The 25,059-nt window shown below is 51.7% G+C and carries 26 protein-coding genes, 1 pseudogene and 1 riboswitch; of the genes and pseudogenes, 21 read left to right on the forward strand and 6 right to left on the reverse strand.

What is annotated here, in order from left to right:
- Window positions 1-50: 50 nt before the first annotated feature.
- Together R6H26_RS22870 and R6H26_RS22875 are read right to left on the reverse strand one after the other, a co-directional pair.
- Complete coding sequence (locus R6H26_RS22870; RefSeq protein WP_404785833.1) at window positions 51-1,166, reverse strand: type IV pilus twitching motility protein PilT; 1,116 nt, start codon at window positions 1,164-1,166, stop codon at window positions 51-53.
- Between the two features lie 69 nt (window positions 1,167-1,235).
- The gene (locus tag R6H26_RS22875) at window positions 1,236-3,236 is read right to left on the reverse strand and encodes a GspE/PulE family protein (RefSeq protein ID WP_404785835.1); all 2,001 of its coding nucleotides are present in this window, start codon (window positions 3,234-3,236) and stop codon (window positions 1,236-1,238) included.
- A gap of 540 nt (window positions 3,237-3,776) precedes the next feature.
- On the opposite strand from R6H26_RS22875, the gene grpE reads away from it, so the two are divergent.
- The 15 genes and pseudogenes from grpE to R6H26_RS22950 all read left to right on the forward strand — a co-directional run bounded on the left by grpE (window position 3,777) and on the right by R6H26_RS22950 (window position 15,068).
- Window positions 3,777-4,532, forward strand: a complete 756-nt coding sequence (gene grpE / locus R6H26_RS22880) for a nucleotide exchange factor GrpE (protein WP_404785837.1) — start codon at window positions 3,777-3,779, stop codon at window positions 4,530-4,532.
- Window positions 4,533-4,765: 233 nt separating this feature from the next.
- Window positions 4,766-6,739 carry a molecular chaperone DnaK gene (gene dnaK, locus R6H26_RS22885; protein ID WP_404785839.1) on the forward strand — a complete coding sequence of 658 codons (1,974 nt, stop codon included), beginning with the start codon at window positions 4,766-4,768 and terminating at the stop codon, window positions 6,737-6,739.
- A 45-nt stretch (window positions 6,740-6,784) separates the two neighbouring features.
- Window positions 6,785-7,924, forward strand: coding sequence for a molecular chaperone DnaJ (gene dnaJ / locus R6H26_RS22890; RefSeq protein WP_404785841.1), 1,140 nt, complete (start codon window positions 6,785-6,787; stop codon window positions 7,922-7,924).
- Entirely contained in the window at window positions 7,921-8,187 is a 267-nt protein-coding gene (locus R6H26_RS22895) for a sulfurtransferase TusA family protein (protein WP_404785842.1), read from the forward strand. Before dnaJ ends, R6H26_RS22895 begins: the two co-directional genes overlap by 4 nt.
- Complete coding sequence (gene rsgA, locus R6H26_RS22900) at window positions 8,184-9,254, forward strand: small ribosomal subunit biogenesis GTPase RsgA (protein ID WP_404785843.1); 1,071 nt, start codon at window positions 8,184-8,186, stop codon at window positions 9,252-9,254. Before R6H26_RS22895 ends, rsgA begins: the two co-directional genes overlap by 4 nt.
- Window positions 9,255-9,351: 97 nt before the next feature.
- Entirely contained in the window at window positions 9,352-9,528 is a 177-nt protein-coding gene (locus tag R6H26_RS22905; protein WP_404785845.1) for a pentapeptide repeat-containing protein, read from the forward strand.
- A gap of 100 nt (window positions 9,529-9,628) precedes the next feature.
- Window positions 9,629-10,597: pseudogene (locus tag R6H26_RS22910) on the forward strand (IS256 family transposase); the annotation flags it as partial.
- A gap of 23 nt (window positions 10,598-10,620) precedes the next feature.
- Window positions 10,621-10,923, forward strand: a complete 303-nt coding sequence (locus R6H26_RS22915; protein WP_404785846.1) for a hypothetical protein — start codon at window positions 10,621-10,623, stop codon at window positions 10,921-10,923.
- Between the two features lie 19 nt (window positions 10,924-10,942).
- Entirely contained in the window at window positions 10,943-11,107 is a 165-nt protein-coding gene (locus R6H26_RS22920) for a hypothetical protein (protein ID WP_404785848.1), read from the forward strand.
- 656 nt (window positions 11,108-11,763) lie between these two features.
- Window positions 11,764-11,901 carry a 50S ribosomal protein L34 gene (gene rpmH / locus R6H26_RS22925; RefSeq protein WP_404785850.1) on the forward strand — a complete coding sequence of 46 codons (138 nt, stop codon included), beginning with the start codon at window positions 11,764-11,766 and terminating at the stop codon, window positions 11,899-11,901.
- 30 nt (window positions 11,902-11,931) lie between these two features.
- Entirely contained in the window at window positions 11,932-12,294 is a 363-nt protein-coding gene (gene rnpA, locus R6H26_RS22930) for a ribonuclease P protein component (protein WP_404785852.1), read from the forward strand.
- Complete coding sequence (locus tag R6H26_RS22935; protein ID WP_404785854.1) at window positions 12,284-12,667, forward strand: PH domain-containing protein; 384 nt, start codon at window positions 12,284-12,286, stop codon at window positions 12,665-12,667. The genes rnpA and R6H26_RS22935 overlap by 11 nt, the downstream gene beginning before the upstream one ends.
- Window positions 12,668-12,764: 97 nt before the next feature.
- Window positions 12,765-13,967, forward strand: a complete 1,203-nt coding sequence (gene yidC, locus R6H26_RS22940; RefSeq protein WP_404785856.1) for a membrane protein insertase YidC — start codon at window positions 12,765-12,767, stop codon at window positions 13,965-13,967.
- 18 nt (window positions 13,968-13,985) lie between these two features.
- On the forward strand, window positions 13,986-14,507 hold the full coding sequence (locus tag R6H26_RS22945; RefSeq protein ID WP_404785858.1) for a protein jag: 522 nt from the start codon (window positions 13,986-13,988) through the stop codon (window positions 14,505-14,507).
- Window positions 14,508-14,543: 36 nt separating this feature from the next.
- Window positions 14,544-15,068 (forward strand): YceD family protein, encoded by a 525-nt coding sequence (locus R6H26_RS22950; RefSeq protein WP_404785859.1) that lies wholly within the window; start codon window positions 14,544-14,546, stop codon window positions 15,066-15,068.
- A gap of 9 nt (window positions 15,069-15,077) precedes the next feature.
- Here R6H26_RS22950 and R6H26_RS22955 read toward each other — a convergent pair whose 3' ends face one another.
- On the reverse strand, window positions 15,078-16,085 hold the full coding sequence (locus R6H26_RS22955; protein WP_404785861.1) for a glycosyltransferase family 2 protein: 1,008 nt from the start codon (window positions 16,083-16,085) through the stop codon (window positions 15,078-15,080).
- A 522-nt stretch (window positions 16,086-16,607) separates the two neighbouring features.
- On the opposite strand from R6H26_RS22955, the gene urtA reads away from it, so the two are divergent.
- From urtA to R6H26_RS22985, 6 genes are all read left to right on the forward strand, one after another.
- A complete protein-coding gene (gene urtA, locus R6H26_RS22960; RefSeq protein WP_404785862.1) occupies window positions 16,608-17,921 on the forward strand; it encodes an urea ABC transporter substrate-binding protein in 1,314 nt (437 codons plus the stop codon).
- A gap of 98 nt (window positions 17,922-18,019) precedes the next feature.
- Window positions 18,020-19,180 carry a branched-chain amino acid ABC transporter permease gene (locus tag R6H26_RS22965; protein ID WP_404785864.1) on the forward strand — a complete coding sequence of 387 codons (1,161 nt, stop codon included), beginning with the start codon at window positions 18,020-18,022 and terminating at the stop codon, window positions 19,178-19,180.
- Between the two features lie 9 nt (window positions 19,181-19,189).
- Window positions 19,190-20,383 carry an urea ABC transporter permease subunit UrtC gene (gene urtC, locus R6H26_RS22970; protein WP_404785865.1) on the forward strand — a complete coding sequence of 398 codons (1,194 nt, stop codon included), beginning with the start codon at window positions 19,190-19,192 and terminating at the stop codon, window positions 20,381-20,383.
- Entirely contained in the window at window positions 20,358-21,116 is a 759-nt protein-coding gene (urtD, locus tag R6H26_RS22975) for an urea ABC transporter ATP-binding protein UrtD (RefSeq protein ID WP_404785867.1), read from the forward strand. The genes urtC and urtD overlap by 26 nt, the downstream gene beginning before the upstream one ends.
- Window positions 21,117-21,182: 66 nt before the next feature.
- A complete protein-coding gene (gene urtE, locus R6H26_RS22980) occupies window positions 21,183-21,884 on the forward strand; it encodes an urea ABC transporter ATP-binding subunit UrtE (RefSeq protein ID WP_404791424.1) in 702 nt (233 codons plus the stop codon).
- A 69-nt stretch (window positions 21,885-21,953) separates the two neighbouring features.
- Window positions 21,954-22,841 carry a DMT family transporter gene (locus R6H26_RS22985; protein ID WP_404785869.1) on the forward strand — a complete coding sequence of 296 codons (888 nt, stop codon included), beginning with the start codon at window positions 21,954-21,956 and terminating at the stop codon, window positions 22,839-22,841.
- Window positions 22,842-22,878: 37 nt separating this feature from the next.
- Here R6H26_RS22985 and R6H26_RS22990 read toward each other — a convergent pair whose 3' ends face one another.
- From R6H26_RS22990 to R6H26_RS23000, 3 genes are all read right to left on the reverse strand, one after another.
- Window positions 22,879-24,084: a hypothetical protein gene (locus R6H26_RS22990; protein ID WP_404785870.1), complete on the reverse strand. Its 1,206-nt coding sequence runs from the start codon at window positions 24,082-24,084 to the stop codon at window positions 22,879-22,881.
- A gap of 44 nt (window positions 24,085-24,128) precedes the next feature.
- Window positions 24,129-24,320 (reverse strand): CbtB-domain containing protein, encoded by a 192-nt coding sequence (locus tag R6H26_RS22995; RefSeq protein ID WP_404785872.1) that lies wholly within the window; start codon window positions 24,318-24,320, stop codon window positions 24,129-24,131.
- A gap of 21 nt (window positions 24,321-24,341) precedes the next feature.
- A riboswitch (cobalamin riboswitch) is annotated at window positions 24,342-24,559 on the reverse strand.
- A 17-nt stretch (window positions 24,560-24,576) separates the two neighbouring features.
- Window positions 24,577-24,828, reverse strand: a complete 252-nt coding sequence (locus tag R6H26_RS23000; protein ID WP_404785874.1) for a hypothetical protein — start codon at window positions 24,826-24,828, stop codon at window positions 24,577-24,579.
- Between the last annotated feature and the right edge of the window lie 231 nt (window positions 24,829-25,059).

Consider the following 25,059-nt stretch of genomic DNA (forward strand, 5'->3'; position numbering starts at 1 on the left):
ACGAGAAATCGACGATCCGAGGCGGAACTGATTCTGCTTTCTTGCAGCGCTTAATGCCGTCGTTGGTTGCCAACTGGCTCAGCGCCGACGGGACCTGACCCCATTAAGCGCTGCAACTCATCCGGTCGAGAAGTCTTTGAAACGGCAGACTCGAAGGAAATCAGGCCACCTCGATAGAGATCGGCTAGAACTTTTTCCAGGGTGACCATTCCGACCTTGCCTCCGGTTTGAATGGCGGAGTAAATTTGCGCTGTTTTGCCTTCGCGGATGAGGTTGGCGATCGCTGGTGTAACCACCATGATTTCTTGGGCCAGTGTCCGACCGTACTCTCCAGGCTTCACGTTCTTGCGGGGCACCAGCGTTTGGCTGAACACGGCTACTAAGGAACCGGACAGCTGAACCCGTACCTGCGTTTGCTGTTCTGGCGGGAACACATCTACCATCCGGTCAACGGTTTGAGAGGCGGAACTGGTGTGTAGGGTACCGAACACCAAGTGACCGGTTTCGGCGGCGGTGATGGCGAGCTGAATGGTTTCTAAGTCCCGGAGTTCCCCCACGAGGACGACGTCGGGATCCTCTCGCAGCGCCGCTCGAAGTGCATTGGCAAAACTGCGGGTGTCTTCCCCTACTTGTCGCTGGTGGATGACGCTCTTGATCGGTTCGTATACAAACTCGATGGGATCTTCAATGGTCAGAATGTGTTCGGCTCGAGTCATGTTGATGTTGTTGATCATCGAGGCTAGGGTCGTAGATTTCCCCGAACCGGTAGGGCCCGTTACCAAAATCAAGCCCCTAGGCTTCTCCGACATCTCCCGAACGATATTAGGCAGCCCTAATGTCTCAATGGTCGGAATTTTAGAACTCAGCGCCCGCAACGCTGCGGCGTAGGTACCGCGATCCTTATAGACATTAACCCGAAACCGCGCTAGACCGCGCACGCCGTAGGAACAGTCCAGCTCCCAGTTTTGCTCTAGGTTTTTGCGCTGGGTATTGTTGAGCATGCTGAAGATGAGTTTTTGGCACTGCTCCGGTGACAGCGGATCGCGATCTGTAGGCGTTAGCTTGCCGTTGACTCGAATGTACGGGGGCAGCCCAGCCGAAACGTGGAGATCGGATCCGCCTCGCTCCACCACTTCTTCCATCAAGTCTTCAATCATGTAGTCCATAGCCTTAGAACCCCCAATTATGCGATTAAGATCGTGCCGTTAAATTTCCATCGAATCAGTCGAGTCGCGCTACTCTTCAAATCGGGATGTCATGCAGTACGGACAATCCAGCCACTCCTGCTTCACATCTGCGCTGCAAACGCGGCAGGTCAAAGATGTTTTCCTCCGAGCCTTTAGTTCTGCTTCTAGCCCGGAGTCCGTGAAGGTCACCCGCTCGACTTCTTCTAGGGTAGTCTCGCCTCGTTTGACTAAATTGAGGCTGTAGGCCAATAGCGTCTTCATGCCTTCCTCGACGGCTACCTCTTTAATGCGCTCTGTAGGCGCACCCTCAGTAATGAAGCTTTGGAGCGTTTCGGTCACGCGCATGATTTCGTACACCCCGACGCGACCTTTGTACCCAGCTCCGTTACATTTGATGCAGACGGATTGGCTAGTTTGCAATTCCTCGGGAGAAATTGTGTTGGCGCGATAAAAAGTGATTTCTGTCCCCGACGAGGCAGATAATCCAAATCGGGATAAGTCCGTCGTGGAAGGCTGATAGGGAATGCGACACTCGGTACAGACTCGTCTCACCAGGCGCTGGGCGACTACGCCAATCAACGAAGCGGAGACCATGAATGGCTCTACGTCCATCTCGGCTAGACGGGCGATCGCGCTGGCGGCGTCATTGGTGTGTAGCGTTGTCAAAACCAGGTGTCCCGTCAACGCTGCCTCAATGGCCGTCTTGGCCGTCTCCTTATCTCGAGTCTCACCCACCAGGATGACATCGGGATCCTGTCGCAGAAACGCTCTCAAAATAGAGGCAAAATCCATCCCCTTGTCCCGAATGACCTGCACCTGGGTCAGTCCGGGCAATGTATATTCAATGGGATCCTCTGCGGTGCTAATGTTTTTGCCCGGATCGTTACATTCAGCGAGGGCCGAATAGAGTGTCGTCGTTTTCCCAGAGCCAGTCGGCCCCGTCACCAAAACCAGTCCGAAGGGGCGGCTGACCATATCCCGAACGATATCCAAGCTCTCTGGATCGGTAATGAGCTTATCCAATCCCAACTGGGTTGAGGAATTATCGAGAATTCGCAGCACCACCTTCTCTCCAAAGCGGCTTGGCAGCGTACTCACCCGAAAATCCACTTTGCGTCCCTGGAATAATCGGCGAATCCGACCGTCCTGGGGCTGTCGTCGCTCTGCAATATCCAGCTCCGCAATAATCTTGAACCTGGAGATCACCGCCGCCACAATTTTTCGCGGTAAGGGCGGAAAAGCATAGCCCAACACCCCATCTTTGCGAAAGCGAATCCGGAGATTTTCTTCTTGAGGCTCGATGTGAATATCGGAGACCCCTTCCTGTAGGGCTTTTGCCAGAACCTTATTGACCAAGGCGATAATGGGGGCTGTTTCTGCATCCTGAAGGGCGGTCCCTAAGTCTGTCTCTCCCTCATCAACGGATAGCTCTTCAAACCCAGCAATATTTTCTAGGTCGTCGGCCAGATCGATATTCATCATCTGATCGGCTTCGACCTTTGCCTGTCGCGCGGCATTTTCATCCAGGTAACGCTGGATCAATTGCTGGTAGTCGTCTGCCGCAATCACCATGCGACGGAGCATCGTGCCTTCGGGGCGCAGAAGCCGATTGAGTCGATCCTGCGCCTCTAGATTGTCGGGATTGACCATTGCCACCAATAGGGTGGGAGGGTCTACCTCTTGATTGAGGCTAATGGGAATCAATTCGTAGGTTCGACACACATCTAACGGGATGTAACGTTCGATGAGCTCGCCCACCTGATCTGTCGGAATTTGGTTGACCTCTGGATCGAGAGAGTCAATGCCGTAAATAATTTTGAGTTCGAAGAGCTGCTGCTGCTTGAACTGACGCAATAAATCCGGTGGTAATGGCCGACCGGTCAAGCCCTGAAGGACCTCAACCAGCGACTTGCCCGACTGGCGGCTTTCTACAGAAGCCTTGAGCATCTGCTCTTGATCGATATATCCAGTCTGAATGAGCTTATTCCCAAAGGGAGAGAAGCTTTGTCGGGTAATCAGGGCACGCCGCGAAGAAGAAGAGTTGACCATAAGGCTCCAACTAGAATCTCAAAATAGAGACAACGTATATGGTTAGAGGATATTCCAATTTCTTAAGGCAAGAATGGAAAAAAGCATACAGATTGCAGTCTTTCTCATCGTTCCCACTTTTCAGTCGTTTTTTAGCAAGATGCTATTGGAATAATTCTGACAAATTGGGGAAGAATAGACTGGTGAGTCTATTTTGACTCATATCTACCCATCTCTAGTCAAACAGCGCGATCAAAATATACAGATTGACGAATCAGTGTCGTACAGACCGGGATTTCTATAAGCCGACTGGTTAGAGGGACAGTGCTAAGCTTAGTCTTAAACCTCTACAGTTAATATTTTTTAGTATCCTATATAAGGTATTGAGACACATTTGGCAGTTTTGTTCGAAACATACACCTAAACCCTTCCTTTACGTCTTGAGCCATTATTAACCCTTTCTGCTGCTGAGGTGGCAGAAACGAACTCCATCCAAAGGCTAGAAACTTTTAGACTATGAACACTGACCAAACGGAAACTGTTACATACACTGAGACCATCATGAGCGAGGAAAATCAAGGAAGAGAAACGGAGCCGTCTGCGAACAGCGATGCAGCGATGGATGTCGAGCGTTCCGAATCTGACGCAAATGACGAGGCGGTCAATCTAGGTTTAGAGCAACAAAGCCTAGAGGTTGAGTCCAGCACCGATGCCGAAAGTCTCGATCCGACTGAAGTCGCTACCCCAAGCGTTGAGACTTCTATTGATGCGGAAGCCGATTCCGAAGCGCTGACGCGACTCGCGACCGAGGTTGAATCTTTGCGGCTTCAAGTTGAAGAGCGGACGGGTCAATGCGTCCGAATTGCTGCCGATTTTGATAATTTTCGGAAACGGACAGAGCGGGAAAAAAGCGAACTCGAGCTTCGGGTCAAGCGCGATGCGATCGGCGAGCTACTGCCCGTGATCGATAGCTTCGAGCTGGCAAGAACTCAGCTTAAACCTCAGACCGAGCAAGAAGTCAATATTCACAAGAGCTATCAAGGCGTTTACAAACAGCTCGTAGACTGCCTCAAGAGAATTGGGGTGTCGCCCATGCGGGTGGAGGGTCAGCCGTTCGATCCAAATTTCCACGACGCGATTATGCGCGAATCTACAGCAGACCATCCTGAAGGGACCGTGATCGAGGAGCTGCGTCGGGGTTACTTGTTGGGAGACATTGTACTGAGGCATGCCATGGTAAAAGTTGCGGCACCGTTAGAAAATACGGAGCCTGTTTCAGAAACCTCGATCTCTGAAGTTTCTTCAGAAGCATCGTGACGAGCGATGGGTCGGCGTTACATTCCCCAATGTTGGTAGATATCTTCCAACTCGCGGAAATTTTAGGTTCGGTTCAGACGACTTCAACCTAAATCTATAAAACTCCGTGAAATGAGTGGTTGGCTTTAGAATTTTCCGGGAATATAAACGCTCGATCCAACTCGTTTTACCCTTCTCCGTCAACGATGTAACTGTTATTTACGTGCAAATTTTTTATTTGTTTACATTGGGCTATGGGAAAAGTCATTGGGATTGATTTAGGGACAACAAACAGTTGCGTAGCTGTTCTGGAGGGGGGACAACCCGTCGTCATTCCCAATGCCGAAGGAGGGCGAACGACTCCCAGTATTGTGGGATTTGGCCGCTCCGGCGAGCGACTGGTGGGTCAGCTTGCCAAACGTCAGGCTGTGACCAATGCTGAAAATACGATTTTTAGCATCAAGCGTTTTATCGGTCGGCGCTGGCAGGAAACCGATATCGAGCGATCGCGCGTCTCCTACGACTGCGTTTCGGGTCGGGATGAAACGGTGGACGTTCTGATTCGCGGCAAGGCTTACACGCCGCAGGAAGTTTCTGCAATGGTACTCCAAAAGCTGAAGCAAGATGCGGAAGCTTACCTTGGAGAAACCGTTACTCAAGCGGTCATCACGGTTCCGGCCTATTTTAGCGATGCCCAACGGCAAGCGACCAAAGACTCCGGCACCATTGCAGGGCTAGAAGTCTTGCGCATTATCAACGAACCGACTGCTGCGGCCCTTTCCTATGGTTTAGACAAACAAGACCGAGAGCAGCGCATCTTAGTATTCGACTTGGGTGGCGGTACCTTCGATGTCTCTATCTTGCAGATGGGTGACGGCATTTTTGAGGTTAAAGCCACGTCTGGGAACAACCACCTCGGTGGGGATGACTTTGACGAAGCCATTTTGCGCTGGATGATTGCTAACTTTCAAGATCGAGAGCAGATCGACCTTTCCAAAGATAAGATGGCGCTCCAGCGACTGCGCGAAGCGGCAGAGAAGGCAAAAATCGAGCTGTCCAGCACCATTACGACCTCCATCAATCTGCCTTTTATTACCGCAGATGAATCCGGGCCAAAACACCTAGAAATGGATTTGACGCGGGCTAAGTTCGAAGAACTGGTGAAGGCTTTGGTGGACTCGACGCTAGAGCCCATGGAACAGGCCTTAAAAGATGGCGATCTCGAACCTGCTGCGATCGACCGCATTATTTTGGTGGGCGGCTCCACGCGTATCCCTGCCGTTCAAGAAGCCGTCAAACGGTTCTTTGGTGGTAAATCTCCCGATCGATCGGTCAATCCAGACGAATCCGTTGCCTTAGGTGCGGCTTTGCAAGCTGGGGTCTTGGGCGGGGAAGTGAAGGACTTACTCCTGTTGGATGTCACGCCGCTGTCCTTGGGCATTGAAACCTTAGGTGGCGTGTTTACTCGAATTATCGATCGCAACACGACCCTTCCCACCAGCCGCTCTCAGGGTTTTTCAACGGCCACCGACGGGCAAACCTCTGTTGAAATCCAAGTATTTCAAGGGGAACGGGCGATGGTCAAGGATAATAAATGCCTGGGCAAGTTCGAACTGACCGGTATTCCCCCGGCTCCTCGGGGTGTTCCCCAGATTGAAGTTACCTTCGATATCGATGCCAATGGCATTCTAAACGTGTTCGCTCAGGACAAAGGTACGGGTCGCAAGCAAAGTATTCGGATCTCTAATACTGGCGGCTTGAGTTCCCTCGAAGTGGAGCGAATGCGTCAGGAAGCCCAAATTTACTCCGATTACGATCGCAAACAGCAAGAAGTGGCTCAACTGCGAAATCATATCGACAGTCTGGTCTATAACTACACGTCAACGATTCGAGACAATGGAACTGCTGTAAACGCCGAACTTCAGAAGAGTGCCGTAGCGCTCATCGAAGAGATTAAGGCGATCGCCGCACAGACGGACCCGATGCCCGAAATGCTGCGCCAAAAAACGGATTTGCTCCAGCAGATTCTGCTCCAGATTGGCTCTGCCGTGTATCAGAGCGCGCCGGGGGCAGCTGTTGGAAGCGCCTTCCCTGGTACGCCCTCGGCTGAAACTGCTAACCTAGGTTCTACAACGGAATCGAGTTGGAATAGTATTGGCAATGAAGAAACATTCGTTGGAGACGATATCGACGAAACGGTCATTACAGACTATGAAGTCGTAGACTAGAAAAGCTTGTCGCCCACGTTAGCGCTGTAACCTACTCTTCACCCTATGGCCCGTGACTACTATGAAATTCTAGGCGTTTCAAGAAACGCAGATGCCGATGAGCTCAAGCAAGCCTATCGCCGCTTGGCTCGGAAGTATCACCCTGATGTCAATAAAGCGGCAGAGGCCGAGGATCGCTTTAAGGAGATCAACCTTGCCTATGAGGTGCTTTCCGAACCCGAAATGCGGGCGCGCTACGACCGTTTTGGCGAAGCGGGCGTGAGCGCCAGCGCGGGTGCAGGGGGCTATCAAGATTTTACGGATATGGGCGGTATTGCCGATATCTTCGAGAGCTTTTTTGGCGGTTTTGGCGGCGCAGCCGGACAAGGCAGCACCCGTCGACGCTCGGCACCCACGCGAGGGGATGACCTGCGCTTCGATCTCAAGCTCGAGTTTCGAGAGGCCATTTTTGGTGGAGAAAAGCAAATCCGCATCGCGCATTTAGAAAACTGCGGGACCTGTCAAGGATCGGGGTCCAAGCCGGGGACCCGCCCTCAGACTTGCAGTACCTGCCAGGGTGGCGGTCAAGTTAGAAGAGCGACCCGTACCCCCTTTGGCAGCTTTACGCAGGTTTCGGTTTGCCCGACCTGTAACGGGACGGGTCAAACGATCGCCGATAAGTGCGATACCTGCGGCGGTAAGGGCCAGAATCAGGTTCCCAAAAAACTAAAAATCACGATTCCACCTGGGGTCGATACGGGGACGCGCCTTCGAGTGTCGAATGAGGGAGATGCCGGACAGCGGGGCGGCCCGACGGGAGATTTATACGTTTATCTATTCGTCCAAGAAGATCCCGAATTCCGTCGGGACGGGATCAATATTTTGTCGGACCTTAAAATTAGCTATTTGCAGGCCATCTTGGGTGCTGAGATTGCGGCAAAGACGGTGGATGGAGAGCAGGTATTGACGATTCCAGCAGGGATTCAGCCGGGCACGGTTTTGACGTTAGAAAACCACGGCGTGCCTAAATTGGGGAATCCCGTGAGTCGGGGCGATCACCTGATTACCGTCGCGGTTGAAATTCCGACCCGCGTCGCTCCCGAAGAGCGCGAGCTATTGGAGAAGCTCGCTCAACTTCGAGGGGACAGCACGGGCAAGGGTGGCGGAGTGGAAGGTTTCTTAGGCGGGTTATTTGGTGGAAGATGAGTGAGTTTTCTGCGCTCATGCCCGATGCAAAAATCGATTTGCGGGGGACGCCTTGTCCCCTTAATTTCGTACGGACAAAGTTAAAGCTTCAGCAGATGCAGCCCGGCGAGCTGCTGGAGGTTTGGCTGGATCCGGGAGAGCCGATCGAGCAGGTGCCGGATAGTTTGACGATGGCTGGGTACAATATCGAGCGCCTGGAGGAGAAGACGGACTTTTTTGTGCTTCAGGTGAGAGCGCCCCTTTTTGCTCCCCCGACCGCATGACCTCTGCGGTCGCTATCCAGCCGATTGTCGGTACGGTGTTGGCGGTACAGGCCAATTTTTATCGGGTGCGGTTAGGGTTAGAGGCTGGTGGAACGTCTTTTCCTCAGGTTGAGTTACTCTGTACCCGTCGCGCTCGGCTCAAAAAAATGGGCCAGCAGGTGATGGTGGGCGATCGCGTGGTCATTTCAGAACCGGACTGGCAGGGGCAGCGGGGTGCAATCTCTGAGGTGTTGCCGCGCCGCAGCGAGCTAGAACGCCCTCCTATTGCCAACGCTGACCAGGTGCTACTGGTGTTTGCGATGGCCGATCCCGTCATTGATGTGTATCAGCTCAGCCGATTTTTGGTGGCGATCGAGGGGACGCGTCTCAAGATTTTGATTGGCCTGAGTAAGGCCGATTTGGTGTCTACTGAGGTACAGAAAGACTGGTGCGATCGCCTTCTCACTTGGGGCTATCCTTCAATCCCCCTCAGCATCCGTACAGGGATAGGGATTGAGTCGATCCGCCAGCAGCTTCAGAATCAGATTACGGTTTTAGCGGGACCATCGGGAGTGGGGAAATCTAGCCTGATCAATACCTTGGCCCCGGACCTCGACCTACGGGTGGGCGAAATTTCAGAGCATTGGCGCAAGGGCAAACACACGACGCGCCACGTCGAGCTATTTGAGCTGCCCAATGGCGGCCTGTTTGCGGATACTCCAGGGTTTAGTCAGCCTACGATTCACTGTTTGCCAGAAGAGCTGATTTACCATTTCCCAGAGGGGCGATCGCGCCTTGCTGCCCACTCCTGCCAATTTGCAGACTGCCTGCACCGAGACGAACCCAACTGTGCGGTGAGGGGAGATTGGGAACGCTACAGCGATTATTTAGGATTTTTAGATGAGGCGATCGCCGCTCAAACAGAACGCCATCAGACCCGCAACCCTGAAGCCCGCACGAAGCGAAAAACAAACCGCATGGGCGCTGATAACGACGAACCAATGCTCGAATTCAAGCGCTACCGTCGAACCTCACGCAAAACTCAGCAGCAGTCTCTAGAGAAAATGTACGATGACCTTCAGGAATAGATCGCCAAAGATTGCAAATTGAAGTGAATTTAAATGGAGTTGGCCCTTAAAGGAAGTCTAGCCAGGTGGGGACTGTTGTGTTTTGGAGGCTGAAGTTATGACTGCTGAAGAGTTGTTGCAGCGATATGCCGCTGGGGAGAGAGATTTCAGTGGAACTCGTTTAAGCGGAGTTAATTTGGAAGATGCTGATTTGAGTGGAATTGACTTGAGTGGAGCTATGCTTCGCAGGGCTAGCTTGAGTCGAGCTAATTTTAAGTGGTGCCAACCTGAGTAATGCTGATTTGGCCAGCACCTGGTTGGAAGAAGCATTTTAGGAGACTGTTCAGAATTTTGTGTAAGCGGTCTAAAATCCCTACAACACAGGAGACCGCATTATGCCAAGAACAAAGAAAGAACCCAACCGTACAGATGAGCTGCTAGACGAATTGCTGTTAGATTATCGAACCCCCGACGACATCCTAGGGGAGGGAGGCTTACTCAAGCAACTGAGCCAACGTCTGATTGAGCGTGCCCTATCAGGGGAACTGAACCATCATCTCAAGCCAAACCCTTCAGCCCCCGAAGGCGCCGACCCGGGCGAACCGTCTCGTCCCAATAGCCGAAACGGATACTCCAAAAAGACCGTGCAGTCGCAGCATGGCGAAATGGAACTCTCTATCCCCCGCGACCGCAACGGCGAATTTGAACCTGTCCTGGTACCCAAACATCAACGGCGCTTAGCGGGCCTTGATGAGAAAATCCTAGCGCTGTATTCCCGTGGCCTGAGTACGCGAGACATCAGCGCCCAACTGGAAGAACTCTATGGAGCTCAGATATCAGTAGCGCTCATTAGTGACGTCACCGATAGCGTGAGCGAAGAAGTCAACGCTTGGCAATGTCGTCCCTTGGATGAGGTGTACCCGATCCTGTATCTGGATGCGCTCTACGTCAACCTCAAGGTATCTGGGCGAGTTGCCAAACGAGCCGTCTATGTGGTCTTAGGCATCAATCGCGAGGGCAATAAGGACTTACTGGGGCTATGGACTGGAGAAGCAGAAAGTGAGGGGGCAAAGTTCTGCTTAAAAGTCCTCACAGACCTCAAAAATCGGGGACTTCAGGATATCCTAATTGCCTGTGTCGATGGGTTGAGCGGCTTTCCCCAGGCCATTGAAGCACTTTACCCCAACACTCAGGTTCAACTGTGCATTGTCCATTTAATCCGTAACTGTTTGCGCTATGTGCCTTGGAAAGATAGCAAAGCGGTTGTGGCTGACCTCAAACCCATTTACCAAGCCGCTACCCTCCAAGAGGCCGAAGCGGCACTGGATGCCTTTGCGGCTAAGTGGGATGGCCTGTATCCTGGCTCGATCGTCTGCCTGTGATGCTCATGCCCAAAGGATTTTTGCTCCAGCCCATTCAAGCCAGGGAAGTTGCCAATCGCGTGGCGGAACTAGCGCTTTCAGCCCCTGCTGGACGAGTGACCGATATCGGAGGACCTGAAGTGTGGACAGCAGCAGAGCTTGCTAAAACTTATTTTCAAGCGATCGGGCGGAACCGGAGCGTCATCGAAATTCCTATCCCTGGCAAAGTAGCGCAGGTATTTCGGGCAGGCGTACATCTTTGTGCTGACCAGAAGTACGGCAACGTTCGCTGGAAAGAGTTCTTGAGTCAAATCTCCAACCCAAACTAACAGGAAAGGAAAATCCTTTATGAACAATCAATCCGATCCACATGGGGTACGTGGAAGCTGGTTTCAGGGGAGCTTACTGTTCTTGGCGATCGTTCCCCCGATCGTTGGCTTCTGGGCTTTTTTGCCCCGTCCCACTTTTATGAGATCTTCCCATTCCCTGGTAGAAATTGGATTTCCACCCTAGGTCCCTACAATGAACATCTGGTTCGAGACTACGGGGCAAACAACCTTGATTTCGGTGTGTTCTTGGCTGCAACAGCCGTTCTACTCGAACGACACCCGATCCAAGTTGCTCTGGGAAGTTGGCTTGCCTTTGCTGTGCTGCACTTCATCTTTCACCTAACGCAAACTCACCATTTCTCGCGATTTGATAATGTGACCCAGCTTAGCTCTCTAGGATTTGTGGTTGTATTGCCGATCGTCCTACTCTTTTTCGTGACAACTCAGAAGTAGTAACAAAGTGTGAGAACGTATCAGATCTGCCCTATCTCAGCGTCCAATCTCCGAACGGGGTTCAAACGCTAGGCAAACTTCTCCTGATGTAAGAAGTCGGAATCTAAATCGCGCTCAAGATCGAATTGTTCTACTGATATCTGAATCATGCCTTCCTACTTATTGATAGTTTTGCAGATTTTCCAGCATTCTCATGAGATTTAGCCTTAGCCATAGTAAGCGGGAGTCCCTTCTTAGGAACCCGACGATCTCTCATTTGAGCTTCAACAATGAAAATGCGGCCCAATTTCGTTAAGGCTAGCGCAGACGAGACATAAGATCGTACACTGGAGAGCCTGGGTCTTTTTTAGAAAAGGCCGAGTCTGACCTGCATTCTAAACACAGATTATGACGCAACGTACCCTAGGCGGCACCTGCCGCAAACGCAAACGGACCTCTGGCTTTCGTGCTCGCATGAGAACCAAAAACGGACAAAATGTAATTAAAGCCCGGCGTCGCAAAGGCCGTCATCGCTTAGCGGTTTAGAAAGCTGGGCGAGTTGGGAAATAGGTCTCAATGTTGCCCAAGCAAAATCGACTCAGAGCAAGGCAAGACTTTTCCACGGTTTACCAAAAAGGGATTCGGCTCAATCGTTTTGCCTTAGGTCTAAGAGCCTATCGCCATCCCATCGATGCTCGAGAGCAACCGCCCCTGCGCGTTGGGATCTCAATTAGCAGTAAGGTCAGCAAACGAGCGGTGGTGCGAAATCGCATCAAACGTCAGTTGCGCTCAGCCTTTCGGGAGCTTTTGCCCAAGCTTGAAAACGGCTGGGATCTCGTAATCGTGGTCTATCCCAATGCCCTTCAGTGCGATTATCCAGAATTTCTGCAACAATTAAAACAGTTATTGGCGCAGACGGAGATACTCCATGGGGATTAAAGAAGACGTTTATTTTGAGGGTGGCCCCCATGTTGGAGAGCTGATTTTTGGCCTTCTGCTGGGATTGACCGTAATCTGTCTGCCCATTACGGCAGGAGCCGTAGTCCGGGCGCTGTGGCTGCGCTACCGGATTACAAGCCGTCGCATTACGATAACGGGCGGATGGATGGGACGCGATCGCACCGACGTCGTCTATTCCCAAGTCGCCAAAGTCGTGTCCGTCTCCCGAGGCATTGGACTGTGGGGTGACATGGTCGTAACCCTCAAGGACGGCAGCAAGCTAGAGCTCAAAGCCGTTCCTAAATTTAGAGACGTAGCAGCTTATATCGAAGAAAAGGCAGGGATCGGCACTCCAATGGCCGCTGCCGCCTAAGAATTAAGATTGCCGTTGCGATCCCTTGGCTATAGTGTCGAAGGGACAAGTAAGATTAAGATTGAATGCCAGCGTACTGAGGTCAACTTTAAGCACAATGGATTTTGGGGTTGGATTTCTTTCTAATAACGTCATGCTGCCGATCCTGGATTTTTTCTATGGGATCGTGCCGAGCTATGGTCTAGCGATTGTCGCGCTGACGCTGGTGGTTCGATTGGCGCTGTATCCGCTCAGTGCTGGCCAAATCCGCAACATGCGGAAGATGAAAGTGGCGCAGCCGATCATGCAGAAGCGTCAAAAAGAAATTCAGGAGCGCTACAAAAACGACCCGACCAAAATGCAGGAAGAGCAGGCTAAGCTCATCCAAGAATTTGGCAACCCTCTAGCAGGCTGTTTGCCCTTGGTCGTTCAAATGCCGATCCTGTTTGCGCTGTTCGCAACCTTAAGGGGTTCGCCGTTTTCAGATATTAACTACACCGTCGATCTGCAGGTCGTCCCTAAAGAGCAAATCGAGCAGGTGGCTCAGGTGCAACCCGTCACGACAAAACCTCAAAATATCTACGTTGCCGATGGGGTCCACTTTCCAGTCTTGGCAATGGTTCCAGAGGGCAATAAGATTCCCGTCGGGAATTCAGCAACCTTAGATTTTCAGTCTGTTTCTGGCAAGCCATTTAGTGGATTGCTCAAAGAGTACTCCAATCCCGGCCTGCAGCCCCATTGGCAAGTCACAAAGGGACAAGACCGCATCAAGCTAAGCGATTCCGGTCGGATTACCGCACTTCAGCCCGGTGACGTCACCATTCAGGGCACGATTCCCGGTATTGCTTCTAAAACGGGCTTCCTGTTTATTAAAGCCCTTGGAGACGTGGGCGTGATCGACCCAGACGTTCCCGTCGCCGACGGCAGCTTCAACATCAACGCGGTTCGCTGGGATGTTTTGATCTTGGTCTTAGGGTTCGGAATTTCGCTGTACGTGAATCAACTTCTGTCGGGTCAAGCAGGCGGCGGAGCCGACGATAGCCCCGCGCAGCAATCTCAACAGGCCGTCAATAAGTTTCTGCCCGTTATTTTCTCGGGAATGTTTTTGTTCATTCCGCTCCCCAGTGGCGTTTTGCTGTACATGCTCATCGCCAATATTTTCCAAACCATTCAGAGTTTCATTCTGTCTCGGGAGCCGTTACCGGAAAACTTGCAGAAAATTCTCGACGATGAGGCAAAGCGAACGAAGAGTAGCAGCAGTGCGGACCTGAAAGCGCTCCCCTTTGAACCGAGCCGTTCTAAGAAAAAGCCGTCTAACTAGTCCCTTCCGTTTAGGTCTATGGCAGACAACACCTCGGCACAGACCGCCCAGCAGTGGTTGAGTACGTTACTCAACCACTTTTCTCTGGATGTTTCCATTGACACCACGCCTCCACAGGCCGCCCAGACGCGCTTGAAAGATTTTGGCGGGTATTGGCTGACGATTGACGCTCGAGCGCTCGCTCCAGAACAGGTGCAGTGCCTAGTGGGCGAAAATGGTGCGGTGCTCGATGCCATTCAATACCTCGTGAACGCAACCCTCAATTTGGGGCAAGATTCATCTTCTCAGGCTGCCTATACTGTCGAGCTGTTAGGCCGCCGCGAACAGCGCTACCTTCAGTTAGCAGATATGGCCGATGAGGTTGCAGCTCGAGTTCGAGAGACGGGTCAAGAGGTCGCAATGATGCCACTGCCGCCTGCTGAGCGACGGTTGATTCATACGATTCTGGGCGAGTTGGAAGATTTGCAAACCTACAGTCGCGGCCAAGAACCGCAGCGCTGTCTTGTGGTAGGACCCAAGCAACCAGACGCACCGAGCTAACCTATTGCTAACAGGCATATCGGAACATCAACGGTCATGGATCCAATTTTCTTACCTCAGTTAACCCGCGCCCCAGAGCAAACCGAGGTCATTTCAGTCAATTCTCCCTTGGTGGGGTTGGAAACTTTGACCCCCGTGCAGGGCCAAATTGAAGTCGTCCATCATGGTAACTACCTTCAGGTTTCCGCAACAGCTGAAACGATTGTGACCTTAACCTGCGATCGCTGTCTGCAAAGCTACAACCATCGGCTTTCAACTCAGACAGCGGAGCTGATTTGGCTCCAAGAAGCCGTCCTCGACGATGTTGTAGAAGGCATTACCTTCACCGGAGACTTAGAAGACCCCGCCCTCACTGAATCCATTCCCCCCAACGGGTACTTTTACCCTGAGGACTGGCTCTACCAGCAACTCTGCCTGGCGCTCCCCCAACGACAGCTGTGCGACGCGGCATGTCCCGGCATTGTCGTTGCAACAACCGAGGAAACAGAAAAACAGTCTCTCGATCGGCGATGGTCCGTTTTGGCCGACCTGAAACGCCAGCTCCAAAACGAGACCCCCTAGAGTGCGACTTTAATAAAGTCCTTTGGCAAGAGGAACTGCATGGGTTTGAGTATTATGAGGGTTAGATAGCGGTTTCAAACCCCCCAGCTCTTTGATAGTAAAGAGAGGGCGGCCCTTGACTTCTTCGTAGATGCGGCCAATGTACTCGCCTAAAATGCCGATGCAAATGAGCTGCACGGCGCCTAAGAAGAAGACGCCCATTGTAATAAGGGCAAATCCTTCGAGGCGATGGGAATTGGGAGAGCGGTCGAAAAAGCGCCAGTAAATGGTCAACACCATCATGAGACCTGCAAAGCCGGCTGAAAATAAACCGAGGTAGGTCGCCAATCGGAGCGGAATTTTAGAAAAACCCAAAATGCTGTTAATCGCCAGCGCCAAGGATTTGCGGAAGGTATATTTAACAGAGCCGGCAAACCGCCCCGGACGGTGAAACTGCACGGCAGTTTGCCGAAATCCAACCCAGGCCCGCAGCCCCCGAATATAGCGATTGCGCTCGGGCATCTGATTGAGGAGGTCCGCGACAGCTCTATCCATCAGGCAAAAGTCGCCGGTGTCGGCAGGAATCTCCACGTCCGATAGGCGATTGAGAAGCCGATAAAATCCATAGGCTGTCAGGCGCTTCAGCCAGCCTTCTTTGGTTCGGCTCAGGCGTTGTCCGTAAACCACGTCATATCCGGCCCGCCATTGCTCGCTCAGTTGGGCCACCACCTCAGGGGGGTCTTGCAAATCGGCATCCATGACGACGATCGCCTTGCCCGTCGCAAACTGCAACCCTGCCGATAGCGCAATTTGATGCCCAAAGTTGCGGCCCAAGCTCAGGTAGCGGACTCTAGCATCTTGCGCTTGGAGCGATCGCAGGATCGCCAAAGAACGATCGCGACTGCCATCGTCCACCAAAATCAGCTCGCTGTCGCCATCTAAAGACTCGAACAGGCGCGAGAGCTGCCGATACAGCTCTGGAAGGTTATCTTCCTCGTTGTAGAGCGGAATGACAAAAGAATAGGTAGGTTGCGGCACGGCTCAAATCAAAATTCGTCGCAGATGCGTCCTGGATAAACTAACACAACAATAGCGCGTTCGGAAGCGCTTGTATTTCTCGATCGTCGTGCTGTGAGAAAAAATCGAGAAGGCAGTGTCATTTACTGAGTACTCTCTGGGTCGATCGAGGGACGCTTCGCCGACAAGACTTCCAGGAAAGCCTATATGATGCGAAACAAATCTACATCCTCGATCTCGCAAACATCAATCTTTAACGTTGCGAACATTATAAAATTCGATACGGACTTTACCGCTTGTCTTAAGCCGCAATCCTTACAGAACAACGTTTCCCCTTCAGAGAACGCGTCCCTCAGTTTTCTTAAGCTCGACTGAGGATATGGAAAGGTTAAGAGGCAGTATTATTTTGTAGCCAAGGCTACATTTTTGTTTCAGAATAAATCCTTAAAATCACCCCGATACGTTTTACCAAAGCGGATCGACAGCGGATCCAAATTCACTGTTGCCGAACGTTTTACTAAAAAAGTGCGGAGTGCCATTTAAATGACTCGACCTTTCAAGAGACGCGATTTCCTACTGATGGGTTCCGCTGTCGCGGGTAGCCTATTGATTAAATCCTGCGGCGGTTCTCCAAGCGGAACCGAACCTTCTCCGGGCGGTACCGCATCGCCCAGTCCAGCAGCGGCAGGCGATGGCATTAAAGTTGGGATTTTACACTCCCTGAGCGGCACCATGGCCATTAGCGAAAAGAGCGTCGTCGATGCGGAGGAAATGGCCATTGAAGAAATCAATAATGCTGGCGGCGTGCTTGGCAAAAAAATTGTAGTCTTTAAAGAAGACGGTAACTCCGACTGGCCGACCTTTGCCGAGAAAGCGAAAAAGTTGATCGATCAAGATAAGGTTGTGGCTGTCTTTGGCTGCTGGACTTCTGCTAGCCGTAAAGCCGTGCTGCCCGTATTCGAATCTAAGAACCACATGCTCTGGTATCCGGTGCAGTACGAGGGTCAAGAGTGTTCTAAGAACATTTTCTATACAGGGGCTGCCCCCAACCAGCAAATTGAGCCTTCCGTAGACTGGCTGCTGGAGAAGTACAAGGGACAACCCTTTTTCTTGATTGGGTCAGACTACGTATTCCCCCGTACTGCTAATACCATTATTAAGGCTCAATTAGCTGCCAAGGGCGGTAAGGTGGTGGGAGAAGACTACATTCCCTTAGGGGGGACGGAAGTCACGCCTATCATTGCCAAAATCAAAGCAGCAATGCCCAATGGTGGCGTCATCTACAATTCTCTTAACGGGGATAGCAATGTAGCCTTCTTCAAGCAACTTCAGGGTGCTGGAATGGGACCGGATAAGTATCCTTCTATGTCCGTGAGTATTGCGGAAGAAGAAGTGAAAGCGATTGGAGTGGACTACTTAAAGGGGCATTATGCTGCTTGGAACTACTTCCAAACGGTTCAGAACCCTGCCAGCCAAAAATTTGTAGCAGCGTTCAAGAAAAAATACGGCGACGATCGAGTGGTTAACGACCCAATGGAATGCGCCTATAACGCGGTTTACCTGTGGAAACAGGCGGTTGAAAAAGCAGCCACTGCCGACGATCTAGAGAAGGTGCGGATGGCGGCGCTGGGCCAGACTTTTGATGCCCCCCAAGGCAAAATTACGATGGAAAACAGCCATCACCTCTCCAAATTCGTGCGCATTGGCGAAGTGGGCGAGGATGGGTTGTTTAAAATTGCCTATGAATCCAAAGCAGCCGTCAAACCGCAGCCTTGGAACCAATTTGTGGCCGATACAAAGGGCTTTGGCTGCGACTGGTCCGATCCTAAAAAGGGCGGGAAGTACAAGATCTCGTAGGTGAGTTCTATATTTTGGATCTTGGGCTACAGTTTTTCCGTAGTTCGAGATCCATAATCGCTACATTCATTCCGTCAATCACGTTAAGGAAGAGAACTTTGCTCGCAAACTTGCTGGATGGCCTATTCAACGGCGTTAGCATTGGTGCAGTCCTATTGTTAGCCGCTCTTGGGTTGGCCATTGTGTTTGGGCTGATGGGCGTCATTAATATGGCTCACGGCGAACTCATTATGCTAGGCGCCTACACGACGTTTGTGGTGCAAAACGTGTTTAAGGCTATGGGATCGCCTTGGTCGGACTTTTATATCTTTTTTGCGCTGATTGCTGCTTTTATCGTCACGGCACTGGTGGGTTTATTGCTGGAGCGTAGCGTCATTCGTTTCCTATACGGCAGACCTTTAGAGACGCTTCTAGCCACGTGGGGCGTGAGTTTGATTTTGCAGCAGTTTATTCGCAGCGTGAGCTGGCAGTTTTCGATTGGCGTAGGACTGTTCTGCGTGCTGTTTTTTGGCGCGATCGCCTTCATTGCCAAGCGCCCAGACTACGAGCAAATCCAGGTACGGGTCATTGCAGTTCTGCTGCCGCTCTCGGCGGCGATCGCCTTTATCGTTTCTAACCTCGTTGGCAACAGCTTCAAACTGGCGGTTACAAAACCCTGGTTTGGTACGCAGGGTGTCGATGTCACGGCTCCCAAATGGTTGCGAGGCGGGTTGGTGTTGGGCACCTCTCAACTCCCCTATACTCGTCTCTTCATCATTGCCCTAACCATTGTTTGTCTGATGGGCATTTACTGGTTTCTCAACAAGACCGCTTGGGGCCTGCGGATCCGCTCCGTGACCCAAAACCGAGGCATGAGTGCCTGCTTGGGAATTCCTACCCAAAAGGTGGATGCCATCACCTTTGCCATTGGGTCGGGGTTGGCGGGCGTGGCAGGCGTGGCTGTAGCGCTCCTGGGTTCGGTAAGCTCCAATACGGGCCAAGCCTACATCGTCGATACCTTTATGGTGGTGGTGATTGGGGGAGTGGGTAAGATCGTAGGCAGCATCATGGCCGCAGGAGCGATCGGAATCATTAGCTATATTGTGGGATCTAATGCTTTTGCACCGCTGGCAGCTTCGAGTCCCGTACTCTCCGGCATTCTTGAATTTTTCGCTACGGCTAGCATGGCAAAAGTGGTCGTGTTTGCACTCATTGTTGTATTTCTACAGTTTCGTCCGGCGGGGCTATTTCCCCAAAAGGGACGCACGGTGGAGGCTTAGGAGGTACGGATGACTGCAGTAGAAACCCAAACGTCCCAGGTTCCGTTAGAGACGAGTCTTCGCAAGCGCAAGTCATTGCTGCCGGAAATTGCAGTTGTTGCAGTCCTAGCTTTAGTCTTTATCTTTCTGGCTCCTCTATTATTAAATGCTTTGGGACAAGGGTCGCGGGTGAACCAGCTCGGGCGATTTTTGTCGTTGGCGATCGCCGCCCTCGGTATCGATTTGATCTGGGGCTACACCGGAATGCTGAGCTTAGGCCACGGTATCTTTTTTGCCCTAGGGGGCTATGCCTTTGCCATGTACCTCCAGCTCCAGCTTCCGGCTGGCCAAATTCCAGATTTTTTTAACCTGTACGGCGTCACCGAATTACCTGCATTCTGGCAACCTTTTTACTCCTTGCCTTTCACAGTTTTTGCAATCTTTGCCATTCCTACCTTGGTTGCAGTCATTTTGGGCTATCTGGTTTTCCGAAACCGCATCCGCGGCGTCTATTTTTCCATCCTGACCCAGGCAGCCCTCATCGTTTTCTTTAACTTCTTCAACGGCCAGCAAAAGCTCATCAACGGCACAAATGGTCTAAAAACTGACACTGCAACTTTCTTCGGTTCGCTCGTCAGCGATCCGAAAAATCAAACCGTTTTCTATGCCCTTAGCGTATTGTTCCTGGTTGGAGGTTACGCCCTATGTCGCTGGCTGACCAGCGGACGGCTGGGACGGCTGCTGATTGCGATTCGGGATGACGAACCCCGCGTCAGATTTTCGGGCTACGACCCAACCTGGTATAAGGTGTTTGTTTTTGCGGTGTCTGCTGGGTTGGCGGGCATTGCGGGCGCGCTGTACACCGTCCAGTCTGGGATTATCACCCCTAAGGCCATGGATATTGCTTTTTCAATCGAAATGGTGATTTGGGTTGCGGTGGGCGGTCGGGCTACCCTGGCGGGTGCAGTTTTGGGTGCCCTCGTCGTGAACTTTGCAAAAACCCTGCTCAGCGAGCAGTATCCCGAGGTTTGGCTCTTTTTTCAGGGAGGGTTGTTTTTGTTGGTGGTAACGGTGCTGCCCAGCGGTTTCCTGGGTTTATTCAATCGCAAAACCCTGCTGTGGCTTCGCGCTAACCTGTTGGGTCAAAGACCGAAGCTTTCTACGTATCCCAGCCTTGAAGAAGACCCAGAGGTAGACCATGAGCGAAAAAATATTAGAAATTGAAAACCTAACGGTTAGCTTTGATGGATTCAAGGCCATCAATAACCTCAACTTCAGTATGGATGCTGGAGAGCTGCGGGTGGTAATTGGACCTAACGGGGCTGGAAAAACGACTTTCATGGATGTGATTACGGGTAAGACTAAGCCCACTACGGGCCAAGTTACCTTCAAAGGGCGTAACCTCAGGCCCTATTCCGAACATCAAATTGCCCGGATGGGGATTGGCCGCAAGTTTCAAACCCCTCGCGTCTATCAAAAACTTACCCCTCGCGAAAATCTAGAACTTTCCGCCGCGCAGCACAAAAATGTGATGGCATCCTTAATGGGGCGGGCTGCTTCTGGCGAACGCCGCACCATTGCGGGCCTATTGGAAACCATTGGGCTAGTCCCAAAAGCTGATATCCCGTCTGAGCTATTATCTCACGGTGAAAAGCAGCGCCTCGAAATTGGCATGTTGGTAGCCCAGTCTCCCAATTTGCTGTTAGTGGACGAACCCGTCGCGGGTCTGACAGACGAAGAAACTGAAAATGTGGGCAATTTGCTAATGGCTCTTGCCCAAAGCCACTCCATTATGGTGATCGAGCACGATATGGAGTTTGTGCGCCAGATTGCCCAGCAGGTAACGGTACTGCACCAAGGGACGGTGCTTTGTGAAGGCACCATGGATGAAGTTCAAAATGACCCACGCGTCATTGAGGTCTATCTAGGCCACGAAGAAACCGAACATGCTGAATAGGTATTTGTCATGAGTCAAGCTCGCGGAGCCGTTACAACTCAGGATCCTGAAATTAGCGCTCAGCCGATGTTGGATCTTTCCAATCTGAATGTTTACTATGGCGAGAGCCACATTTTGCGGAATGTGGACATGGGGGTAGCCTCAGGCAAGATGGTCTGTCTGATCGGACGTAATGGGGTGGGTAAAACGACTTTACTCAAGACCATTATGGGGTTATTGAACTCTCGTACGGGCAACATTCAATTTAGGGGTGAGTCGATTAGCCGTAAACCGACTTATCAACGGGCTAAGTTGGGAATTGGGTACGTGCCCCAGGGACGGGAGGTCATTCCGCGCCTGACGATCGAAGAAAATCTGCTATTGGGGCTTGAGGCCCTACCAGGCGGAGTAGGTAAAAATAGGGACATTCCCGAGGAAATTTTTGAGCTGTTTCCAGTTCTTAAAACCATGCTCTCGCGGATGGGAGGAGACCTCAGTGGCGGGCAGCAGCAACAGTTGGCGATCGCCCGTGCTTTAATGGGGAAACCCAAACTGTTAGTTCTAGATGAACCGACTGAAGGAATTCAGCCTTCCATCATTTTAGAAATTGAAGCGGCGGTACGGCGGATCGTTCAAACCACTGGAATTTCGGTATTGTTGGTCGAGCAGCATCTGCATTTTGTGCGTCAGGCTGATTGGTACTATGCCATGCAGAAAGGTGGTATTGTGGCTTCTGGTCCAACCCGTGAGTTAAGTCAAGAAGTTATTCAGCAGTTCTTAGCTGTCTGATGAAATTTTCAGGCTAGGTATTCCTGTTTTTGAAGTGGAAAGTTTTCCCCTTATGGCTTTGTCTGACCGTTGATTCAACTTAGATCGAATGCTGCCCTCAAGGGGGCTGGTTTTGCCGTCGCAACAGCGTGTTTGTTCGGGACCAACACACCGTTGGCAAAGCTGTTTCTGAATGAAGTCCATCCTTGGATGCTTGCAGGTTTGATGTATTTGGGCGGCGGGATTGGATTAGCGCCATTTTTGTTGTTCCGTGGCAAGCAACTCTCGAGCTCAGCGCTCCGGCGCAAAGATTGGAAATCGCTGTTGGGTTCGATGTTAACAGGAGGGCTGGCTGCTCCGGTTTTACTAATGACGGGACTAGAGCACTCTCCTGCTGCCGTCGTCTCTTTACTTTTAAATTTTGAAAGCGTCTTTACGGCCCTGGTGGCTTGGACTATTTTCCGAGAACCGTGGCAATGGCGGGTCTTAATTGGAATTGCCATTATTTCCACGGGTGGAATTTTAGTGTCCTATAGCAATTCTTCTGGTATGAATTTGTCTTGGGGAGCGCTGGCGGTCTTAGGGACTTGTCTGGCCTGGGCGATCGACAGCAATCTCACGGCTCAGTTTGCAACTCGCGATCCGTTTCAGGTGGCAATGTTTAAGAGTGGCGGGGCGGGTTTGGTCAATGTGGCGATCGCCGCTGCAATGGGCCAACCTTTGCCGCCTTTGCCTTTGATGCTGAAGATTTTCAGTGCTGGCTTTATCAGCAACGGCCTCACGTATTGCTTTTTTGTAATGGCGTTGCGAAATATCGGCGCGGCGCGGACGGGTTCGTTTTTTGCTTTGTCTCCGATGGTCGGAGCGGCGATCGCAATTCTATTTCTGGACGAAACACTTACTCAAACGCTGGTCATTGCGGCAGTATTGATGGCTTTTGGCGCAACGCTCTGCGCGTGGGAACCAACGCAAGCATGACCGTGGCGCAGACGCGATCGCCTGCGCCCATGCAGCCTTAAGAAAAACTTCGCTTCCAATCTTGCTGCAACCGCTTGTTGTGCTTCTGGCTCAACCACAATCCTAGGAGCAGGCCAATACCTACCACTCCCGTAAGGTAAGCCAGGGAGATCAACCGAACGGATAATGGCGGCGCAACGCCTTCTACTGGAATCGTCTGCCCCACTTGAAAAGGCTGGAATTTCCGAGTTGCGCCGACTTGGGGTGTAACTTCAACATCGATCCGATGGGGGGCACCATCAAAGAATTGCTGCTTCCACACCAGTTTTCCAGTACTGTCTGGAGCGCTCTCGTAAGCAAATGCAACCCAATTATTTTCGAGCGCCGTTGTCGTGACCTTCAAGGCAACATCCGTGACGGGCTGCTGGGTCTTCGTATCGATAACGCTGACCTGCAATTGGGCAGGCCGACCCACCGCAGCCGTCGTATCGCCCGAGAGTTTCATCTCTAAGCCTTGAGATTGCACCTTGGAAGGCGGGCTGGATCGGGGTAAGTGTTCCCCACGGTCGTGAGACTCGTGGGAATGGGCAAATTCGGCGCTGAGGTTGACAAATAGGAGAGCGGCGATCGCCACGACAATTGCCCCGCTCATGAGGAGCCGCACGGGTTCGGGGACGATTTCTCCCGGCTGAGTCGGTTTCCTGCTCCCGATGACCCAACCGCCGCCGAAACCTGCGACTAACAAAATGCAGACTAAGATTCCAAGGTTCCGATATTTTGCTCCATGTTCTGGCACCGATAGAGCGATCGTCTGCTGCACGGGCGCAAAAGAATTGGGAACGATGGGTGTGACGTCGACCAGGAGTCGATACGTCCCCCGGATCGGCAAACTTTGTTTCACCTGAAACTCGCCCGTTGGTGCGTTCCCCTCAACGTCCAGTAACTTTGTTCCCTCTACGATCGGAAAATCCGTCGTAAACCAGGGACTTTTGGGAGGGGTCAAGATTTGCAGGCGAATCCTAGCATTCTTCAATGCCTGCCCCCGAGCGTCGATCGCCTGTAACGTCAATTGGACGGGAGACTGGTACTTCCCCGAGCCTAACGCTTCTGTCGCTTCCGCTTCAAACGGTCGAATTTTCTCGATGGTCGGATTGGTCGCGAGTCGCACCGAGGGGCGAGAAGTCTGGGAAAATCCAACCCAGCTATAACAAATAATGCCGATCGTGCAAGCAGCACTGATAAGCCCGTAAATTTTTCTAGGCATTTTTCAAACCGAACTCCTACACCGCAGGCACTGACATCCAAGCCCTAATGACAGCTAACCCCAGCTGTATGATGGCGGAGTGTATGTACCGAGTCGTGAATGGCAGGATGGGTAGAGAAACCAATCGTCCAGAGGGTCAGGGCGGTCAGCGAGAGGTAGAGTGCCAATTGAACCGGAACGGATAGCACCCGACGCGCGACTTGTTGGCGAGCTGATGCGTAAGATTGAGTCGTCATTTTGTACCTCGCAGATTAGACGATAGGGTGAGATCGTTCGGCAGGCGTTCTGACTTTGAGAACTGAATCTTGAAAATACAAATATCAAAACGCGAAAAGCAGGACCTTCAGGTTTTGGTGTTTGATTTCCAACGCTTCGCTCTCGTTCACAGTTGCGGGACAGCGGTAGAATCTCACTACACTTTCCCTCTTTCCTCCGACGGGTTTTCCCCGCCAGAACCGACTTGTAGACTTAGCATACTCGATTAGTGAGACCTTAGATAATGTTCCGAGCGCGATCTGCCTCAATTTTTACAGTTGAAGCTTGCTTGACATCTCGAGCGCGGGTGGATTTTTCGCTGTTTCTCGCCGCTCTAGCTACAGCGCTGACCTGCTCGCAGTCGGAGATCGCCCCTTCAAAATCCTCCGGTCGGTAGCGAGCCGCGCAGCGATTGCCATAGATATCTGGATCCTCGGGATGCAGTCGCGCGGTCCGGTCAAATGTGCGATGGCTCCCCGATCGTCGCACCAGTCGATTGCTCTTCCCAATAATTTGAGAACTTTTTGGGCGAGCTCATTACGTCAGGGAATGCCTTCAGCAGTAGAACGGATCGCAGTTTTGTATTTCAAAACACAATGCCGATTCTTCTGGTTAGAGTAATTTCCTTTAAGTGAAGATTATTCAGAAATAACTTTGCTCTAGTGCCAGGAAGTCAATTTTTAGAGGGGTTTTTGCGAGTTTCGAGAGGATATCTTTGAA

The sequence above is a fragment of the Altericista sp. CCNU0014 genome, from assembly GCF_044923475.1.
In the GTDB taxonomy this organism is placed as follows: domain Bacteria; phylum Cyanobacteriota; class Cyanobacteriia; order Thermosynechococcales; family Thermosynechococcaceae; genus JAAURS01.

Bases quoted from the DNA above. Each gene is read 5' to 3' on its own strand.
- R6H26_RS22870 (WP_404785833.1), bottom strand. From the start codon at position 1,166: ATGGACTACATGATTGAAGACTTGATGGAAGAAGTGGTGGAGCGAGGC.
- R6H26_RS22875 (WP_404785835.1), bottom strand. From the start codon at position 3,236: ATGGTCAACTCTTCTTCTTCGCGGCGTGCCCTGATTACCCGACAAAGC.
- grpE (WP_404785837.1), top strand. From the start codon at position 3,777: ATGAGCGAGGAAAATCAAGGAAGAGAAACGGAGCCGTCTGCGAACAGC.
- dnaK (WP_404785839.1), top strand. From the start codon at position 4,766: ATGGGAAAAGTCATTGGGATTGATTTAGGGACAACAAACAGTTGCGTA.
- dnaJ (WP_404785841.1), top strand. From the start codon at position 6,785: ATGGCCCGTGACTACTATGAAATTCTAGGCGTTTCAAGAAACGCAGAT.
- R6H26_RS22895 (WP_404785842.1), top strand. From the start codon at position 7,921: ATGAGTGAGTTTTCTGCGCTCATGCCCGATGCAAAAATCGATTTGCGG.
- rsgA (WP_404785843.1), top strand. From the start codon at position 8,184: ATGACCTCTGCGGTCGCTATCCAGCCGATTGTCGGTACGGTGTTGGCG.
- R6H26_RS22905 (WP_404785845.1), top strand. From the start codon at position 9,352: ATGACTGCTGAAGAGTTGTTGCAGCGATATGCCGCTGGGGAGAGAGAT.
- R6H26_RS22915 (WP_404785846.1), top strand. From the start codon at position 10,621: ATGCCCAAAGGATTTTTGCTCCAGCCCATTCAAGCCAGGGAAGTTGCC.
- R6H26_RS22920 (WP_404785848.1), top strand. From the start codon at position 10,943: ATGAACAATCAATCCGATCCACATGGGGTACGTGGAAGCTGGTTTCAG.
- rpmH (WP_404785850.1), top strand. From the start codon at position 11,764: ATGACGCAACGTACCCTAGGCGGCACCTGCCGCAAACGCAAACGGACC.
- rnpA (WP_404785852.1), top strand. From the start codon at position 11,932: ATGTTGCCCAAGCAAAATCGACTCAGAGCAAGGCAAGACTTTTCCACG.
- R6H26_RS22935 (WP_404785854.1), top strand. From the start codon at position 12,284: ATGGGGATTAAAGAAGACGTTTATTTTGAGGGTGGCCCCCATGTTGGA.
- yidC (WP_404785856.1), top strand. From the start codon at position 12,765: ATGGATTTTGGGGTTGGATTTCTTTCTAATAACGTCATGCTGCCGATC.
- R6H26_RS22945 (WP_404785858.1), top strand. From the start codon at position 13,986: ATGGCAGACAACACCTCGGCACAGACCGCCCAGCAGTGGTTGAGTACG.
- R6H26_RS22950 (WP_404785859.1), top strand. From the start codon at position 14,544: ATGGATCCAATTTTCTTACCTCAGTTAACCCGCGCCCCAGAGCAAACC.
- urtA (WP_404785862.1), top strand. From the start codon at position 16,608: ATGACTCGACCTTTCAAGAGACGCGATTTCCTACTGATGGGTTCCGCT.
- urtC (WP_404785865.1), top strand. From the start codon at position 19,190: ATGACTGCAGTAGAAACCCAAACGTCCCAGGTTCCGTTAGAGACGAGT.
- urtD (WP_404785867.1), top strand. From the start codon at position 20,358: ATGAGCGAAAAAATATTAGAAATTGAAAACCTAACGGTTAGCTTTGAT.
- urtE (WP_404791424.1), top strand. From the start codon at position 21,183: ATGTTGGATCTTTCCAATCTGAATGTTTACTATGGCGAGAGCCACATT.
- R6H26_RS22990 (WP_404785870.1), bottom strand. From the start codon at position 24,084: ATGCCTAGAAAAATTTACGGGCTTATCAGTGCTGCTTGCACGATCGGC.
- R6H26_RS22995 (WP_404785872.1), bottom strand. From the start codon at position 24,320: ATGACGACTCAATCTTACGCATCAGCTCGCCAACAAGTCGCGCGTCGG.